Annotated in this window: 17 protein-coding genes; 15 read left to right on the top strand and 2 right to left on the bottom strand. The window is 70.6% G+C overall.

The features are described from left to right. The first annotated feature begins 21 nt into the window (after positions 1–21). The 8 genes from ACZ4MU_RS04280 (at position 22) to ACZ4MU_RS04245 (ending at position 9,640) form a co-directional block, all read left to right on the top strand. Positions 22–1,020 carry an ABC transporter permease gene (locus tag ACZ4MU_RS04280; protein ID WP_467870744.1) on the top strand — a complete coding sequence of 333 codons (999 nt, stop codon included), beginning with the start codon at positions 22–24 and terminating at the stop codon, positions 1,018–1,020. A gap of 64 nt (positions 1,021–1,084) precedes the next feature. Next, positions 1,085–2,842, top strand: coding sequence for an ABC transporter substrate-binding protein (locus tag ACZ4MU_RS04275; RefSeq protein WP_467870742.1), 1,758 nt, complete (start codon positions 1,085–1,087; stop codon positions 2,840–2,842). A 100-nt stretch (positions 2,843–2,942) separates the two neighbouring features. After that, the gene (locus ACZ4MU_RS04270; protein WP_467870739.1) at positions 2,943–3,953 is read left to right on the top strand and encodes an ABC transporter permease; all 1,011 of its coding nucleotides are present in this window, start codon (positions 2,943–2,945) and stop codon (positions 3,951–3,953) included. Beyond that, positions 3,950–5,044, top strand: coding sequence for an ABC transporter ATP-binding protein (locus tag ACZ4MU_RS04265; protein WP_467870736.1), 1,095 nt, complete (start codon positions 3,950–3,952; stop codon positions 5,042–5,044). The genes ACZ4MU_RS04270 and ACZ4MU_RS04265 overlap by 4 nt, the downstream gene beginning before the upstream one ends. After that, the gene (locus ACZ4MU_RS04260; protein ID WP_467870734.1) at positions 5,041–6,492 is read left to right on the top strand and encodes an ABC transporter ATP-binding protein; all 1,452 of its coding nucleotides are present in this window, start codon (positions 5,041–5,043) and stop codon (positions 6,490–6,492) included. The genes ACZ4MU_RS04265 and ACZ4MU_RS04260 overlap by 4 nt, the downstream gene beginning before the upstream one ends. A gap of 96 nt (positions 6,493–6,588) precedes the next feature. Then, positions 6,589–7,995 carry a M1 family metallopeptidase gene (locus ACZ4MU_RS04255; RefSeq protein ID WP_467870731.1) on the top strand — a complete coding sequence of 469 codons (1,407 nt, stop codon included), beginning with the start codon at positions 6,589–6,591 and terminating at the stop codon, positions 7,993–7,995. Between the two features lie 76 nt (positions 7,996–8,071). Next, positions 8,072–8,728 (top strand): trimeric intracellular cation channel family protein, encoded by a 657-nt coding sequence (locus tag ACZ4MU_RS04250; RefSeq protein ID WP_467870728.1) that lies wholly within the window; start codon positions 8,072–8,074, stop codon positions 8,726–8,728. A gap of 72 nt (positions 8,729–8,800) precedes the next feature. Beyond that, positions 8,801–9,640, top strand: coding sequence for a thioesterase family protein (locus tag ACZ4MU_RS04245; RefSeq protein WP_467870726.1), 840 nt, complete (start codon positions 8,801–8,803; stop codon positions 9,638–9,640). 213 nt (positions 9,641–9,853) lie between these two features. Here the strand turns inward: ACZ4MU_RS04245 and ACZ4MU_RS04240 are convergent, their stop codons facing one another. Then, complete coding sequence (locus ACZ4MU_RS04240) at positions 9,854–10,504, bottom strand: TetR family transcriptional regulator (protein WP_467870723.1); 651 nt, start codon at positions 10,502–10,504, stop codon at positions 9,854–9,856. A gap of 93 nt (positions 10,505–10,597) precedes the next feature. Between ACZ4MU_RS04240 and ACZ4MU_RS04235 the strand changes: the two genes are divergently transcribed. The 4 genes from ACZ4MU_RS04235 to mnmA all read left to right on the top strand — a co-directional run bounded on the left by ACZ4MU_RS04235 (position 10,598) and on the right by mnmA (position 13,455). Continuing rightward, positions 10,598–10,756 (top strand): hypothetical protein, encoded by a 159-nt coding sequence (locus tag ACZ4MU_RS04235; RefSeq protein ID WP_467870722.1) that lies wholly within the window; start codon positions 10,598–10,600, stop codon positions 10,754–10,756. Positions 10,757–10,758: 2 nt separating this feature from the next. Continuing rightward, positions 10,759–11,028, top strand: a complete 270-nt coding sequence (locus ACZ4MU_RS04230; RefSeq protein ID WP_467870720.1) for a DUF4190 domain-containing protein — start codon at positions 10,759–10,761, stop codon at positions 11,026–11,028. Positions 11,029–11,063: 35 nt separating this feature from the next. Then, on the top strand, positions 11,064–12,233 hold the full coding sequence (locus tag ACZ4MU_RS04225) for a cysteine desulfurase family protein (protein ID WP_467870717.1): 1,170 nt from the start codon (positions 11,064–11,066) through the stop codon (positions 12,231–12,233). 97 nt (positions 12,234–12,330) lie between these two features. Beyond that, entirely contained in the window at positions 12,331–13,455 is a 1,125-nt protein-coding gene (gene mnmA / locus ACZ4MU_RS04220) for a tRNA 2-thiouridine(34) synthase MnmA (RefSeq protein ID WP_467870715.1), read from the top strand. Between the two features lie 84 nt (positions 13,456–13,539). Here the strand turns inward: mnmA and ACZ4MU_RS04215 are convergent, their stop codons facing one another. Continuing rightward, positions 13,540–13,959, bottom strand: coding sequence for a DUF427 domain-containing protein (locus ACZ4MU_RS04215; RefSeq protein ID WP_467870714.1), 420 nt, complete (start codon positions 13,957–13,959; stop codon positions 13,540–13,542). 119 nt (positions 13,960–14,078) lie between these two features. Between ACZ4MU_RS04215 and ACZ4MU_RS04210 the strand changes: the two genes are divergently transcribed. Genes ACZ4MU_RS04210 through ACZ4MU_RS04200 form a run of 3 tightly spaced genes read left to right on the top strand, consistent with a single transcriptional unit; the run spans position 14,079 to position 16,349 of the window. After that, the gene (locus ACZ4MU_RS04210; RefSeq protein ID WP_467870712.1) at positions 14,079–14,618 is read left to right on the top strand and encodes an LOG family protein; all 540 of its coding nucleotides are present in this window, start codon (positions 14,079–14,081) and stop codon (positions 14,616–14,618) included. Positions 14,619–14,625: 7 nt separating this feature from the next. Further along, positions 14,626–15,324 (top strand): SDR family oxidoreductase, encoded by a 699-nt coding sequence (locus tag ACZ4MU_RS04205; protein WP_467870709.1) that lies wholly within the window; start codon positions 14,626–14,628, stop codon positions 15,322–15,324. Then, complete coding sequence (locus ACZ4MU_RS04200; protein WP_467870706.1) at positions 15,321–16,349, top strand: methionine synthase; 1,029 nt, start codon at positions 15,321–15,323, stop codon at positions 16,347–16,349. Before ACZ4MU_RS04205 ends, ACZ4MU_RS04200 begins: the two co-directional genes overlap by 4 nt. Positions 16,350–16,367: the final 18 nt, after the last annotated feature.

The following is a 16,367-nucleotide window of genomic DNA, read 5'->3' as shown; positions in this document are numbered from 1 at the left end:
CCGGGAGGGGTCAGAGGCACTGTGACCGCACCGCTCGAGACCACCGGATCGGCTGCCGAGGTGCCGCCGGAGGCAGTACTCACGGGGGCCAAGCAGAGCCAGATCGAGGGCCGTTCACTCGGACAGATCGCCTGGACGCGCTTCAAGCGCGACAAACTCGCGGTCGCCGGTGGCGTCGTCGTCGTCCTGCTCGTCCTGCTCGCCGTTCTCTCCAAGCCCATCCAGTGGGCGTTCGGGCTCGACCCGAACGAGTTCCACCAGGATCTGATCGACCCGGCTCTGCTGGCACCCAAGGGAGCCTGGGGCGGGATGAGCTGGGAGCACCCGCTGGGGGTCGACCCGCAGTACGGGCGCGACATCCTGTCCCGCATCATCGAGGGCTCCTGGGTGTCGCTGCTCGTCGCGGGCGGCGCCACGCTGCTCTCGGTCGTCATCGGCGTGATCATGGGCGTCACGGCAGGGTTCTACGGCGGCTGGGCGGACACCCTGATCAGCCGCGCGATGGACGTCTTCCTGGCGTTCCCGCTGCTGCTCTTCGCCATCTCGATCTCCGCGTCGCTCCAGGACGGGGCGTTCGGCATGACCGGACTTCCCCTGAGGATCAGCGTGCTGATCTTCGTGATCGGCTTCTTCAGCTGGCCGTACATGGGCCGTATCGTCCGGGCCCAGACGCTCAGCCTGCGCGAGCGCGAGTTCGTCGAGGCCGCCAAGAGCCTCGGCGCCCGTGGCCCGTTCATCCTGATCAGGGAACTGCTGCCGAACCTGGTGGCGCCGATCCTGGTCTACGCCACGCTCCTGATCCCCACGAACATCCTGTTCGAGGCCGGACTCAGCTTCCTCGGCGTCGGCATCTCGCCGCCGCAGGCATCGTGGGGCGGAATGCTCTCCACCGCGACCGACCTCTACGAGGCGGACCCGCAGTACATGATCGTGCCGGGCCTGGCCATCTTCATCACGGTCCTGGCGTTCAACCTGCTGGGCGACGGGCTGCGAGACGCCCTCGACCCGCGAGGCAAGTAAGCACGCGGCACCTGCCACACACGACACATCTGCCGCAACCATCCATAGAGGGGGCATTCCTCAGGTGAAGACGAGAAAAGCGACCGTTCTGATCGCTACCGCCGTGGCGCTGACACTGGGGGCCACCGCGTGCAACGACTCCAAGGACGACGACGGGGGCAAGAAGGGCGGTAAGTCGGTCACCGACGCCGCGCTCAGCCAGATCGTGAACAAGTCCGACAAGAAGGGTGGCACCGCCACCTACGCCATGTCGGACGTTCCGGACTCCCTGGACCCGGGCAACACGTACTACGGCTGGGTGCAGAACTTCTCCCGTCTGTACGGCCGTACGCTCACCACGTTCAAGCCGGCCGCCGGCAAGGACGGCCTGACCGTGGTCCCGGACCTCGCGGAGTCGCTCGGCAAGGCCAGCCCCGACGCGAAGACCTGGACGTACACCCTGAAGAAGGGGCTGAAGTTCGAGGACGGCACGCCGATCACCTCGAAGGACATCAAGTACGCCGTCGAGCGCTCGAACTTCGCCCCCGAGGCCCTGTCCAACGGCCCGACGTACTTCAAGTCGCACCTGGAGGGCGGCGACAAGTACGAGGGTCCGTACAAGAACAAGGACCCCAAGGGCATCGCGTCCATCGAGACCCCGGACGACTCCACCATCGTCTTCAAGCTGAAGGACGCCTTCGCGGACTTCGACTACCTCGCGACGTTCTCGCAGACGGCGCCGGTGCCGAGGGACAAGGACAAGGGCGCGACCTACGTCCAGCACATCGTCTCCTCCGGCCCGTACAAGTTCGAGTCGTACGAGGAGGGCAAGGGCGCCACCCTCGTCCGCAACACGCAGTGGGACCCGAAGACCGACCCGAACCGCCCGGCCCTGCCGGACAAGATCAGCATCCGGTTCAAGGTCAACGCGGTCACGGTCGACAACGACCTGCTCGCCGACAACCTGACGGTCGACGCGGCCGGCACCGGTGTCTCCCCGCAGACGCAGCCGAAGGTCCTCACCAGCCCGAAGTACAAGTCGCAGACCGACGGTTCGTACGCCGGCGCGACCTCGTACATCGGTCTGAACGTGAACGTCGCCCCGTTCGACAACATCCACTGCCGCAAGGCCGTCCAGTGGGGCATCGACAAGGCGTCGATCCAGGCCGCCGCGGGTGGCGCGCCCAAGGGTGACGTCGCCTCGACGCTGCTGCCGCCGTCGGTCAACGGTTACGCCAAGTTCAACCTGTACGAGACCCCGGGCGACAAGGGCGACGAGGCCAAGGCCAAGGACGAGCTCAAGCAGTGCGGTCAGCCGAACGGCTTCTCGACCAACCTGACGGCCCGCTCCGACCGCCCCTCCGAGATGGCCATGGCCACCGCGGTCCAGGCGTCGCTGAAGAAGCTCAACATCAACGCCGAGATCAAGTCCTTCCCGGCGGGTAAGTACTTCCAGAACTTCGCCGGCAACCCGCAGTACGTGCACGACCACAAGCTCGGCATGATCATGACCGCGTGGGGTGCCGACTGGCCGACCGGCTTCGGCTTCCTGGACCAGATCATCAACGGCGCGGCCATCAAGCCGTCCGGTGGCAACAACGTCCAGGAGCTGAACGACCCGGCGATCAACAAGGCGCTGAACGACGCCATCGCCAACACGGACAAGACCGCCCGTGAGAAGGCCTGGGGCGACATCGACAAGATGGTCGCCGAGAACGCCTCCGCCGTTCCGCTGATCTACCGCAAGAACCTGCTGTTCCGCCCGACGTCCGCGACGAACGTCACGGTCACCCAGGCGTACCTCGGTATGTACGACTACCTGCTGATGGGTTCCTCCAAGTAAGCGGCTGAGCCCCCGAGTTCTTTGAAAGGCAGGTGAAGGCTCCGGTGCCCGCCGGGTCGGGAAGACCCCCGGCCTGGCGGGCACCGGCTGCCGGACAGCTGTGGCTGCGTACATCATCCGACGCGCTTTCGGCGCGGTGGTCCTGCTGCTGATCGTCAGCGCGGTCACCTTCGCGATTTACTTCCTGGTGCCCCGGCTCGCCGGCCAGACGATGGACCAGTTGGCCGCCCAGTACGTGGGCAAGGACGCCAACGCCGGTGCGATCGCCGCGGTGAAGAAGAACCTCGGGTTCGATCAACCGCTCTACGAGCAGTACTGGCACTTCATCAAGCAGATCTTCGTCGGCGCCACCTACCAGTTCGGCCCCGACGCCTCGGTCTGCAACGCCCCCTGCTTCGGCTACTCGTTCAAGAACCACGTCGAGGTCTGGCCGCAGCTGACCGACCGCATCCCGGTCACCTTCTCCCTCGCCATCGGTGCGGCAGTCATCTGGCTGACCTCCGGTGTGGCGGTCGGCGTCGTCTCCGCCCTGAAGCGGGGATCGTTCATGGACCGCTTCTTCATGGCGATCGCCCTCGCCGGCGTCTCCCTCCCGATCTTCTTCACCGGGATGCTGGGCCAGGGACTGTTCACCGTCCAATGGCCCATCTGGTCCGGTGTGCACTACGTGCCGTTCATGGACAATCCAGCCGAGTGGGCCTGGAACCTGATCATCCCGTGGTGCAGCCTCGCCTTCCTCTACTCCGCGCTCTATGCCCGGCTCACCCGGGCCGGAATGCTGGAGACCATGGGGGAGGACTACATCCGCACCGCCCGCGCCAAGGGCCTGCGGGAGCGGACCGTCGTCGGCAAGCACGGCCTGCGTGCCGCGCTCACCCCGATCGTCACCATCTTCGGCATGGACTTCGGTCTGCTGATCGGCGGAGCGGTCATCACCGAACAGGTCTTCTCCTTTCCGGGCCTCGGCTTCTACGCGGTCGACGGCGTCCGCAACAACGACCTCCCGGTCGTCATGGGCGTGACCCTGGTCGCCGCCTTCTTCATCGTTCTCTGCAATCTGCTGGTGGACCTGGTGTACGCCGCGATCGACCCCAGGGTGAGGCTCTCGTGAGCGACCTGAACAAGACCGGCGCGGCCGTCGGCGAGCCGGTGGCCGAGCGTCCCGCCGACGCCGGGGAGGCCTTCCTCTCCGTACGGGACCTGCGCATCCACTTCAACACCGACGACGGCCTGGTCAAGTCCGTCGACGGGGTCAGCTTCGACATCAAGCCCGGCCAGACCCTCGGCATCGTGGGCGAGTCCGGCTCCGGCAAGTCGGTGACCTCGCTCGGTGTGATGGGGCTGCACCGCAGCGCCAACGCGAAGATCTCCGGCGAGGTGTGGCTGGACGGCGAGGAGCTGATCGGCGCCGACCCCGACCACGTGCGGCGGCTGCGCGGCCGGAAGATGGCGATGATCTTCCAGGACCCGCTCTCGGCGATGCACCCGTACTACACGGTCGGCGCGCAGATCGTGGAGGCCTACCGGGTCCACAACGAGGTCTCCAAGAAGGTCGCCAGGAAGCGGGCCGTGGAGATGCTGGACCGCGTCGGCATCCCCGAGCCCGGCAAGCGCGTGGACTCCTACCCGCACGAGTTCTCCGGCGGTATGCGCCAGCGCGCGATGATCGCGATGGCGCTGGTCAACAACCCGGAGCTGCTGATCGCTGACGAGCCGACCACCGCCCTGGACGTCACCGTGCAGGCGCAGATCCTGGACCTCATCCGGGACCTGCAGAAGGAGTTCGGCTCCGCGGTCATCATGATCACGCACGACCTCGGCGTGGTCGCGGAGATGGCGGACGACCTCCTGGTGATGTACGGCGGCCGGTGCATCGAGCGCGGACCCGCCGAGAAGGTCTTCTACGAGCCCCAGCACCCCTACACCTGGGGCCTGTTGGGGTCGATGCCGCGCATCGACCGCGAGGAGACCGACCGGCTGATCCCCGTCAAGGGCTCCCCGCCGTCGCTGATCAACGTGCCGTCCGGCTGCGCCTTCAACCCGCGCTGCCCGTACGCGGACCTCCCCAAGGACAACGTCACGCGCACCGTGCGTCCCGAGCTCAAGCAGTGGGACGACGCCGAAGGGCACTTCTCGGCCTGCCACATGTCGCAGGAGGAGCGGACCCGTATCTGGACCGAAGAGATTGCGCCGAAGCTGTGAGCGAGAGCGAGAAGAAGCCCACCCCGGGCACCGAGGGTACCGAGCAGGCGATCCCGGAGCAGTCGGCCGCCTCGCCCGAGCCGCTTCTCAGGGTGGAGGGGCTGACCAAGCACTTCCCCATCAAGAAGGGGCTGCTCGGGCGGCAGAGCGGCGCGGTCAAGGCGGTCGACGGCGTCTCCTTCGACGTCCGGGCGGGTGAGACCCTCGGCGTGGTGGGCGAGTCGGGCTGCGGCAAGTCGACGATGGGCCGGCTGATCACCCGGCTGCTCGAACCCACCGGTGGCAAGGTCGAGTTCGAGGGCCACGACATCACGCACCTGTCGGCCGGGAAGATGCGTCCGCTCCGGCGCGACATGCAGATGATCTTCCAGGACCCGTACGGCTCGCTGAACCCGCGCCACACCATCGGCGGGATCGTCTCCACCCCGTTCCGGCTCCAGGGCGTCACGCCCGAGGGCGGGGTGAAGAAGGAGGTCCAGCGGCTGATGGCGCTGGTGGGCCTCAATCCCGAGCACTACAACCGCTATCCGCACGAGTTCTCCGGCGGCCAGCGCCAGCGCATCGGCATCGCCCGCGCGCTCGCGCTCAACCCGAAACTGGTCGTGGCGGACGAGCCGGTCTCGGCGCTCGACGTGTCGATCCAGGCGCAGGTGGTCAACCTGCTGGACGACCTCCAGAGCGAGCTGGGCCTCACGTACGTGATCATCGCCCACGACCTCTCGGTCATCCGGCACGTCTCGGACCGGATCGCGGTGATGTACCTCGGCAAGATCGTGGAGATCGCCGACCGCAAGTCGCTGTACGCCGCGCCCATGCACCCGTACACCAAGGCGCTGCTCTCCGCCGTGCCGGTGCCGGACCCCAAGCGCAAGGGCGTCAAGAGCGAGCGCATCCTGCTCAAGGGCGACGTCCCCTCGCCCATCTCGCCGCCGAGCGGCTGCCGCTTCCACACCCGCTGCTGGAAGGCGACGGAGGTCTGCAAGACGCAGGAGCCGCCGCTGATCGCCCTGAAGACCGGCCACCAGGTGGCCTGCCACCACCCGGAGAACGCCCCGGACCAGGTCCCGGGCGAGGCGGTGCTGCCGCAGGCGCGGCAGGCGGTCGAGCTGTCGGTGACCAAGGGCGGGGCCGCGGAGGCCGCGGCGGCCGAGACGACGGCCGAACCGGAAGCCGAGGCGACGACCGAGGCGGAGGCCGGGGCCGAGGCCGCGGCTGAGGCGACGGCGAGGGTCGAGGCCGCGGCCGCGGCCGTGGCGACCGCCGAGGCGGCGCCGACCGGCGAGACCGCGGTGACGCCCGAGGCGACGGCGACCCCCGAGGCCACGGCGACCGCGAAGGGCGCCGGGACCACCGGGGCCACGCCCGCGGGGCCCGCCGAGACACCGGACGCGGGCGGACCGGACGCGGCCGGACCGGATGCCCCGGTTCAGGAGTCAACCGACAAGTAACGCATGACGGTTCGGTAAAGTCATGTTCACGCCGAAACGGGAGAGTGCAGAGTCTGCCTGTCCGTACGCACGGAAACGCGTTCGAAGGGCAGACTCATGGCACTCTCCCGTTCGGCACGTCGCACCTCACGGCTGCTCGCCCTCGCCACCGCGGCGGCCTCGGCCTTCACCATCGCCGCCGCACCCGGCGGCGGCTCGCCCGGCGCCGCCGGGATCGGCGACCCGTACTTCCCCGACCTCGGCAACGGCGGCTTCGACGCCCTCCACTACGACCTCGGCGTCAGCTACCACCCGGAGTCCGGCCGGCTCGACGGGCGTACCACCATCACCGCCCGCGCCACCCAGACCCTCACCCGCTTCGACCTGGACCTGCAGAAGCTGTCCGTCGACGCGATACGGGTGAACGGCAGAGCCGCCGACTTCACCCGTGACGGCGACGAGATCGTCGTGACGCCCCGTCACAAGCTGCGCAAGGGGAGCGAGTTCGAGGTCACCGTCGTCTACGGCGGAGTGCCCCTCGCCCTGAACGGCCCCATCGTCTTCGGGTCCGACTACGGCTGGATGAAGACCAAGGACGGTGTCTTCGTCGCCTGCGAGCCCAACGCCGCCTCCACCTGGTTCCCCTCCAGCGACCACCCCGCCGACAAGGCCACCTACGACATCCGCATCGACGCGCCCAAGGGCCTGACCGGCGTCTCCAACGGCCGCCTGGTCTCCTCGTACGACCGGGGCGGCCGCTCGTACGCCCACTGGCGCGAGAACCGGCCGATGGCGACCTACCTGGCCACGGCGACCATCGGCGTGTTCGACGTGAAGCGCGGCAGGACCCCGGCCGGGACGCCGATCTACGTGGCCGTCGACCCCGTCCTGAGGAACCAGAACCAGGTCGACGTGTACGCGGTCACCGCCGAGGCCACCGACTACTGGTCCCAGGTCTTCGGCCCGTACCCGTTCGAGGAGACGGGTGCGATCGTCGACGACATGCCGCAGGCGGGGTTCTCGCTCGAAGTGCAGTCCAAGCCCGCGTACTCGGCGGTGCGCACCGAGACCACGATCGTCCACGAGCTCGCCCACCAGTGGTTCGGGGACTCGGTCTCGGTGGCGCAGTGGAAGGACATCTGGCTCAACGAGGGCTTCGCCAGCTACGCGCAGTGGTTGTGGGAGGAGCACAAGGGACGCGGCACCGCGCACGACCTGGCCCGCGCCTACTACAACCGGGTGCCCGCCACCGACCCGTTCTGGCAGCGCGAGGTCGCCGACCCGCAGCGCGACACGATGTTCGCCGGAGCGGTATACCGGCGCGGCGCGCTGACGCTCCAGGTGCTGCGCGAGCGCATCGGGGACGCCGCGTTCTTCAAGCTGCTGCCGACGTGGACCAGGCTGCACCGGTACGGCAACGCCGACACCGCCCAGTTCGTCGCGCTGGCCGAGAGGATCTCGGGACAGCAGCTGGACGACCTCTTCCAGACGTGGATCCACACGACCGGAAAGCCTTCCTGGTAGGAGAGCGGGCCCGGTAGCCGGGCGGGAGCACCCGGCGCGTTCGGGCGCCGAACAGGCGCCGGGGTAAAAATGTCGGGTGCTCCACGAACTGTTCACCCCTTCCGTCCAGCATTCGCTGGATCTCGCCGGGATCTTCGTCTTCGCGATCTCCGGCGCGCTGCTCGCCGTACGCAAGAACTTCGACGTGTTCGGCATCGCGGTCCTGGCCGAGGTCACCGCGCTGGGCGGAGGGCTGTTCCGGGATCTGATCATCGGCGCGGTGCCGCCCGCCGCGTTCAGCGATCTCGGCTACTTCCTCACCCCGCTGTTCGCCGCCGTCCTGGTCTTCTTCCTCCACCCCCAGGTCGAGCGGACCCAGCGCGCGGTGAACGTCTTCGACGCGGCGGGCCTCGGCCTGTTCTGCGTCACGGGCACGACGAAGGCGTACGACTACGGGCTCGGCCTCACCTCCTCCGCCACCCTGGGCCTGGCCACGGCGGTCGGCGGCGGCGTGCTGCGCGATGTCCTGGCCAACGAGGTGCCGTCCCTGCTCCGCTGGGACCGCGACCTCTACGCGGTGCCGGCGATCGTGGGCGCCACGATCGTGGCCCTCTGTATCCGCTTCGACACCCTCAATGCTCTGACCAGCGGTTTCGCCGTCGTCGCCGCGTTCCTGCTGCGCCTGGCGGCGATGCACTACCACTGGCGCGCCCCGAGGGCGTGGAACAGGAGGAGCGCGGCGGCGGAGGAGTAGGCGCCTGTCCGCCGCCGTTACGTCCCAGAAAAAAAGCTACCGCTCAGTAACGTCCCCGTGTACGGTGTCCGCATGGCACAGGCAACCATCGGGGACAGCGAGTTCGACCGCGACACCGCCGTCACCCCGCGCGCAGACGAAGACGGCGTCTACGACGCCCATCTCTCGGCCGGATGGACGATCATCCACGCCGTGAACGGCGGTTACCTCCTCGCCCTCCTCGGCCGCACACTCGGTCGGGCGCTCCCGCACGCGGACCCGTTCAGCGTGACGGCCCATTACCTCACGCCCTCGGTCCCGGGCCCGGCCGTCGTCCGCACCCAGCGGGTACGCACCGGCCGCACGCTCTCCACCGGCCAGGCCTCGCTCTTCCAGTACGACGAGAACGGCGCCGAGGTCGAGCGCATCCGCGTCCTCGCCTCCTACGGCGACCTGGACGCGCTCCCGGACGATGTGCGCACCACCGCCAAGCCGCCCGTGATCCCGCCGATCGAGCACTGCCTCGGCCCCGAGGACGGCCCCGCGCCGATCCCGGGCAGCTCGGCCATCACCGACCGGCTGATGCTGAAGCTGGACCCGACCACGCTCGGCTGGGCGGTCGGGGCGCCCTCCGGCAAGGGCGAGATGCGCGGCTGGTTCGGCCTGGCCGACGGGCGCGACGCCGACCCGTACTCGCTGCTGCTCGCGGTCGACGCGCTGCCGCCGACCGCGTTCGAGATGGGCCTGACCGGCTGGACGCCGACGGTCGAGCTCACCGTCCACATCCGCTGCCGTCCGGCCCCGGGGCCGCTGCGGGTCTCCATCACCACGCGCAACCTGGCGGGGGGTTTCCTGGAGGAGGACGCGGAGGTCTGGGACAGCGCGGACCGCTTGGTGGCCCAGTCCCGCCAACTGGCCCGGGCCCAGCGGTAGCTCTGGCACCCGGTCTTCGTCCGCGGGCGGTGGGGGCTGGTCGCGCAGTTCCCCGCGCCCCTTGGTAGTCGGGGCGCGGGCGCTTGTCGGTGTTGCCGTGCCGGGTCACTTTGAGGGGCGCGGGGAACTGCGCGACCAGCCCCCACGCACCCGCAGACGAACGCCCGGCCCCCCATCGGCCCCACGCACCCGCAGACGAACGCCCGGCCCCCGTCAATCCAGCCAGTGGCGCCGCCCCAGCGTCACCAGTCGCAGCTGCCGCCGGGCCGTGGCGATGACCGCCTCCTCGGCGCGCAGAGCCGCCTCCTCCCCGTCGCACGCCGCCTCCGCCCCCGCCTCCAGGATCGCCGAGGCCGTCATCACCATGTGATCCACGTACACCCCCGCCAGCATCAGCAGATCCTCCGCGCTCCAGCCGCGCGACTCCGGGTCCGCCCCCAGCGCCGCCGCCACCTCGTCGGCGAACCGGCGCAGCTGGACGGCGATGGCCTCCCGCACCGGCGCCACCCCGCCGTGCCGCTCGCGCGCGATGAAGCGGACGTGCGCCGGATGCGCCCGCACATGCGCGGCGATCAGCGACACCGCCCGGTCGATGCGCTCCTCGCTCTCCCCGGTGGTCACCATCACCGCCCGGATCGTCGCGTGCAGACTCCCCAGTGCTCCCTCGACCAGCGCCACCCCGAGGTCGGCCGTGTCCCTGAAGTGGCGGTAGAACGCGGCGGGGGAGACCCCCACGGCCCGGGTGACCTCACGAAGTCCCAGGCTGCTGAGGCTCTGGTGCTCCAGCAGGACGAGGGCCGCGTCCAGGAGTGCCTGGCGCGTCTTCTGCTTCTGGGCCTGCCGGATCCCGAGAGTGTGGCTCATTCCACTCAGTAAACAACCGTTCGCTGATTTTGAAAAGGCTAGGCTGGGTAGTCAGTTAACAGTCGTACTCCGAAATCGACTTGAGAGGCACTCATGCTCTTCCTCGTCGCAGCCCTCCTCCTGCTGGGGGTCGTGCTGGGCTCAGCGGCGCACCTTCCGCTCCCGGTCACCCTGGCCGTCGCCGGCGCCATCGGGCTCTGGCTGATCGTCTTCGCCGTACGTGAACGCTTCTCGTCGCACCGAAGGGCCTGACCATGGATCTCGTCCTGAACCGCCGCCGTGCCCGTGACAAGGACGCCGACGGCATGGCCGTCGCCTCCTTCGTCCTCGGACTGCTCGGCCTGCTGGTCATGAACGTCGTACTCGGCCCGATGGCCATCGTGCTGGCCGGCCTCGCCCTGCGGTACGGCACCGTCCGCCGGGGCCGCGCCTGGCTGGGACTCGCCCTCGGCCTCGCCGACCTCGTGGTGCTCGCGGCCCTGGTCATGGCCGACGGAACCGTCTCCTGGGGCCTCGGCGCCTGAGGCCGGTCCCGGTGGCTCGTAGAATCGGGCCCACCATGGCTTACCTCGACCACGCCGCGACCACTCCGATGCTCCCGGAGGCGGTCCAGGCGATGACCGCCCAGCTCACCGCCACCGGCAACGCGTCCTCGCTGCACGCCGCCGGACGCCGGGCCCGCCGCACCGCCGAGGAGGCCCGCGAGGAGCTCGCCGAGGCACTCGGCGCCCGGCCCAGCGAAGTCGTCTTCACGGCCGGCGGCACCGAGGCCGACAACCTCGCCGTCAAGGGCCTGTACTGGGCCCGCCGCGACGCCGACCCCCGCCGGGTCCGGGTCCTGGCCAGCCCCGTCGAGCACCACGCCGTGCTCGACGCGGTGCACTGGCTCGCCGAGCACGAGGGCGCGACCGTCGAATACCTCCCCGTCGACCGCCACGGGCGGGTGCACCCCGACTCCCTGCGGGAGGCGATCGCGCGCGACCCCTCCGACGTGGCCCTGGCCACCGTCATGTGGGCCAACAACGAGATCGGCACGGTCCTGCCGGTGGCCGAACTCGCAGCCGTCGCGCGCGAGTTCGAGGTCCCGCTGCACGCCGACGCGGTCCAGGCGGTGGGCCAGCTCGACGTGGACTTCGCCGCCTCCGGCCTCGCCGCGATGACCGTATCGGGCCACAAGATCGGCGGCCCCTACGGCATCGGGGCGCTGCTGCTCGGCCGTGAGTACACCCCCGTTCCCGTGCTGCACGGCGGCGGCCAGGAGCGCCATGTGCGCTCCGGCACGCTGGACGTCCCCGCCATCGCCGCGTTCGCCGTGGCCGGGCGGCTGGCCGCCGAGCGCCGCGCCGACTTCGCGCACGAGGTCGGCGCCCTGCGCGACCGGCTCGTCGACGCGGTCCGCGCGGCGGTCCCGGAGGCCATCCTGGGCGGCGACCCGGCCCCCGGCGGCCGCCTCCCCGCGAACGCGCACTTCACCTTCCCCGGCTGCGAGGGCGACTCCCTGCTGCTGCTCCTGGACGCCCAGGGCATCGAGTGCTCCACCGGCTCGGCCTGCACGGCGGGCGTGGCCCAGCCCAGCCACGTCCTGCTCGCCACGGGCACACCCCCCGACCTGGCCAGGGGCACCCTGCGCTTCTCCCTCGGCCACACCTCCACCGAGGCCGACGTGCAGGCCGTGGCGGCCGCGATCGGCCCGGCGGTGGAGCGGGCGAGGACGGCGGGGCTGACCTGACGCCGGCCGGGGAGGGGGAAGCGGGCCCGGCCCGCACCCCCGCGCCGGGATACTCGGGAGCCGGGCGCCCCGCACGCCACGTACCCTGGTGGGTGCTATGACGAAGACACCCCCGCGCCCCCTCCGTGTGCTCGCCGCCATGTCCGGTGGCGTCGACTCGGCCGTCGCCGCCGCCCGAGCCGTCGAGGCGGGCCACGACGTCACCGGCGTCCACCTCGCCCTCTCCGCGAACCCGCAGTCCTTCCGGACCGGCGCGCGCGGCTGTTGCACCATCGAGGACTCCCGCGACGCCCGTCGTGCCGCCGACGTCATCGGCATTCCCTTCTACGTCTGGGACCTGGCGGAGCGCTTCCGCGAGGACGTGGTCGAGGACTTCGTCGCCGAGTACGAGGCGGGCCGCACCCCCAATCCGTGTCTGCGCTGCAATGAGAAGATCAAGTTCGCCGCGCTGCTCGACAAGGCCCTCGCCCTGGGCTTCGACGCCGTGTGCACCGGCCACTACGCCACGGTCGTCCTGAACGAGGACGGCAGCCGCGAACTCCACCGCGCCAGCGACATGGCCAAGGACCAGTCCTACGTCCTCGGTGTCCTGGACGAGAAGCAGCTCGCCCATGCGATGTTCCCGCTCGGTGACACCCTCACCACCAAGGACGAGATCCGCGCCGAGGCCGAGCGCCGGGGCCTGGCCGTCGCGAAGAAGCCCGACAGCCACGACATCTGTTTCATCGCCGACGGCGACACCCAGGGCTTCCTCGCCCAGCGGCTGGGCAAGGCCGAGGGTGACATCGTCGACGAGTCCGGCACCAAGGTCGGCACCCACGAGGGCGCCTTCGGCTTCACCATCGGCCAGCGCAAGGGTCTGCGCATCGGCCACCCGGCCGCCGACGGCAAGCCCCGCTACGTCCTGGACATCTCCCCGGTGAACAACACGGTCACCGTCGGACCCGTCGAGGCCCTGGACGTCACCGGGCTGACCGCGATCAGGCCGCGCTGGTGCGGTGAGGCCCCGGCCGGTCCCGGTACGTACACCGCGCAGTTGCGCGCCCATGGCGGCGAGACGACGGTGACGGCGGAGCCGGTGGGCGACGAGCTGGTGGTGAGCTTCGCCGAGCCGGTGCGCGGCGTCGCACCCGGCCAGGCGATCGTGCTGTACGACGGCACGCGGGTGGTGGGCTCGGCGACGATCGCCACGACCACGCGCCGCGCCGAGGCACTGGCCTGAGCGGAGCCGGGTGGTCCGGCACGGCCCGGCCCGGACCAAGTGAGACCCAGTCCACCGCCGGGCTGGGCCGAGTCCTCCGCCGGGCTAGGCCGGGCCCTCCTGGGCGGCGTCGGTCGCCGTGCCGACGAAGCACAGATGGTCCTTGATCAGCGCCACCGCCGCCAGCGGCTCGTGGTACGCCCAGGCTATGTCCGGCGCGTCCGGCAGCGACCAGTACGCCGCTACTCCCTTGTACGGGCACGTGGTTCGGGTGTCCGACGGGGTCAGCAGGTCCGTGCGGACGTCCTCGGGCGGCAGGTAATAGCGGACGGGCAGACCGTCCTCGCGCACCAGCAGCGGGCGGGTGCTGTCGGCGAGCACCTGCCCCTCCCACAGCACGCGGACGCGCAGCTCGCGCTCCTCGGCGGCCTCGGCCGTGACGAGGTGGTCCGGGTCGTAGGGCGGCGGGGGGCCCGGCGGGGGCGTCGCGGCGCCGGTGGGCTCGGCGAGAATCGTGTGCGTCATGTGCGTCGTCGTCATGCCCGGTCAACGGCCCGTCGCCCGGCGCTTGTTCCCCCGATTCGCCGTTCGGGCCACTGTTCACCCGTTCGAGTGGCCGAGGTTGCCCGGCGTACGGTTGAGCCATGAACATCTGCGTCTTCCTCTCCGCCGCCGACCTCGACGACCGCTACACCGGCCCCGCCCGTGACTTCGCGGAGCTGCTCGGCAAGGGCGGCCACACGCTGGTGTGGGGCGGCTCGGACCGCGGGCTGATGAAGGTGGTCGCGGACGGGGTGCAGGAGGCGGGCGGGCGGCTCGTCGGGGTCTCCGTCGACTTCCTCGCCGTCTCGGCCCGCGAGAACGCCGACGAGATGCTCTTCGCCAGGGACCTCGCCGAGCGCAAGGCGCTGTTGCTGGAGAAGGCCGACGCCGTTGTGATCATGGTCGGCGGCACCGGGACCCTCGACGAGGCCACCGAGATCCTGGAGCTGAAGAAGCACGGCAAGCACACCAAGCCGGTGGTGCTGCTGAACACCGCGGGGTTCTACGACGGCCTCAAGGAGCAGTTCCGCCGCATGGAGAACGAGGGCTTCCTGCCGATGCCCCTCACTGACCTGGTCTTCTTCGCGGAGGACGGCGTCGCGGCCCTCGCCTACCTGGAGGAGTCGGCAGGGGTCCAGTAGTGCGAGCATGGCGGGTATGGCTACACACCTGATCACTGGGGCAGGCTCCGGCATCGGCGCGGCGGTGGCGCGTCGGCTGCACGAACGGGGCGACGAACTCGTCCTGCTCGCCCGCGACGCCGGGCGCGCCAAGGAACTCGCGGGCCTCTTCCCCGGCGCCCGCACGCTCGTCGCCGACCTCGCCGACCCGGACCGCATCTCCAAGTCGCTCGGCATGCAGCCGATGCCGGACCACCTCGACTCCCTCCTGCACATCGCGGGCGTCGTCGACCTCGGCCCGGTCGGCGATCTCCGCCCCAGGACCTGGCACCAGCAGCTCAACGCGAACCTGATCTCGCCCGCCGAGCTCACCCGCCTCTTCCTCCCGCAGCTGCGCGCTGCCCGCGGACACGTGCTGTTCGTCAACTCCGGCGCCGGGCTCAACGCCCACGCCGAGTGGAGCGCGTATGCCGCCTCCAAGCACGGTCTCAAGGCGCTCGCCGACTCGCTGCGCCAGGAGGAGCACGCGGGCGGCGTGCGCGTCACCTCCGTCTATCCGGGGCGCACCGCCAGCCCCATGCAGGCCAAGGTGCACTCGCAGGAGGGCAGGGAGTACGACCCGGCGAAGTACATCGACCCCGAGTCGGTGGCGACCACGATCCTGATGGCGATCGATCTGCCGCGCGACGCCGAGGTCAACGACCTGACGGTGCGGCCGGGCCGATGAGCGACACCGTCAGCGACTTCCCCTGGGGCTCCGCCACCGGCGTCGGCTCCCTGCCGGGCGGCGACGCGCGCGAGGCCGCCAAGACCGTCACCGGCTCCCTCATCGGCGCCGACGGATCGACCGGCGACTTCCCCTTCCTGGCCGAACTGCCCGCACGCGGCCCCGGCGCCGACATGATCGGGCGCACCGCCGGGCTGCTCGTCGAGATGTACGCGCGCGTGGAGCCCAGCGGCTGGCGGCTCGGCGACCGGCCGGGCCGCGACACCCGCCGGGCCCGCTCCTGGCTGGGCGAGGACCTGGACGCCCTGGAGGAGTTCACCCAGGGGTACCAGGGGCCGCTCAAAGTCCAGGCGGTCGGGCCGTGGACGCTCGCCGCCGCCCTGGAGCTGCGCGGCGGCGAGGCCGCGCTCGGTGACCCCGGCGCCTGCCGCGACCTGGCCGGGTCGCTCGCGGAGGGCCTGCGCGAGCACCTGGCGGACGTGCGCCGCCGGGTGCCGGGCGCGCGGATCCTGCTCCAGCTCGACGAGCCCTCGCTCACCGCCGTCCTGCGCGGTCAGATCAGGACCGCCAGCGGCTACCGCACCCACCGGGCCGTCGACCGCCAGGTCGTCGAGTCCGCGCTGCGGGACGTCGTGGCGGTGCACGACGGCCCGGTCGTCGTCCACTCCTGCGCGCCCGACGTGCCGTTCGCCCTACTGCGCCGGGCCGGCGCGGCCGCCGTCTCGTTCGATTTCTCCCTGCTCACCGAGCGTGACGACGAGGTGATCGGCGAGGCGGTGGAGAGCGGCACCCGGCTGTTCGCCGGAGTGGTCGGTGGCACCGACGGCCCATTGTCGGACCCTGCCGGTAGCGTCATGGGTGTCAGGACGTTGTGGCGCAGGTTGGGGCTGCATCCGGGGACTCTCGCCGAGTCCGTCGTGATCACCCCGGCGTGCGGGCTCGCGGGCGCGTCGCCGGCGTATGCCCGCGCGGCGCTCGCCCACTGCGTCCGGGCGGCGAGATCGCTCGCGGACAACCCTGAGTGACGGGGAAGACGGGAAACG

This window comes from Streptomyces sp. NPDC026377 (genome assembly GCF_055567715.1).
This window is presented reverse-complemented; position numbering and strand designations above follow the sequence as displayed.

What these genes read in the sequence shown, in the direction of transcription:
- ACZ4MU_RS04255 (WP_467870731.1), top strand. Translation starts at nt 6,589, where the DNA reads ATGGCACTCTCCCGTTCGGCACGTCGCACCTCACGGCTGCTCGCCCTC.
- ACZ4MU_RS04245 (WP_467870726.1), top strand. Translation starts at nt 8,801, where the DNA reads ATGGCACAGGCAACCATCGGGGACAGCGAGTTCGACCGCGACACCGCC.
- ACZ4MU_RS04240 (WP_467870723.1), bottom strand. Translation starts at nt 10,504, where the DNA reads ATGAGCCACACTCTCGGGATCCGGCAGGCCCAGAAGCAGAAGACGCGC.
- ACZ4MU_RS04235 (WP_467870722.1), top strand. Translation starts at nt 10,598, where the DNA reads ATGCTCTTCCTCGTCGCAGCCCTCCTCCTGCTGGGGGTCGTGCTGGGC.
- ACZ4MU_RS04230 (WP_467870720.1), top strand. Translation starts at nt 10,759, where the DNA reads ATGGATCTCGTCCTGAACCGCCGCCGTGCCCGTGACAAGGACGCCGAC.
- ACZ4MU_RS04225 (WP_467870717.1), top strand. Translation starts at nt 11,064, where the DNA reads ATGGCTTACCTCGACCACGCCGCGACCACTCCGATGCTCCCGGAGGCG.
- mnmA (WP_467870715.1), top strand. Translation starts at nt 12,331, where the DNA reads ATGACGAAGACACCCCCGCGCCCCCTCCGTGTGCTCGCCGCCATGTCC.
- ACZ4MU_RS04215 (WP_467870714.1), bottom strand. Translation starts at nt 13,959, where the DNA reads ATGACGCACACGATTCTCGCCGAGCCCACCGGCGCCGCGACGCCCCCG.
- ACZ4MU_RS04210 (WP_467870712.1), top strand. Translation starts at nt 14,079, where the DNA reads ATGAACATCTGCGTCTTCCTCTCCGCCGCCGACCTCGACGACCGCTAC.
- ACZ4MU_RS04205 (WP_467870709.1), top strand. Translation starts at nt 14,626, where the DNA reads ATGGCGGGTATGGCTACACACCTGATCACTGGGGCAGGCTCCGGCATC.
- ACZ4MU_RS04200 (WP_467870706.1), top strand. Translation starts at nt 15,321, where the DNA reads ATGAGCGACACCGTCAGCGACTTCCCCTGGGGCTCCGCCACCGGCGTC.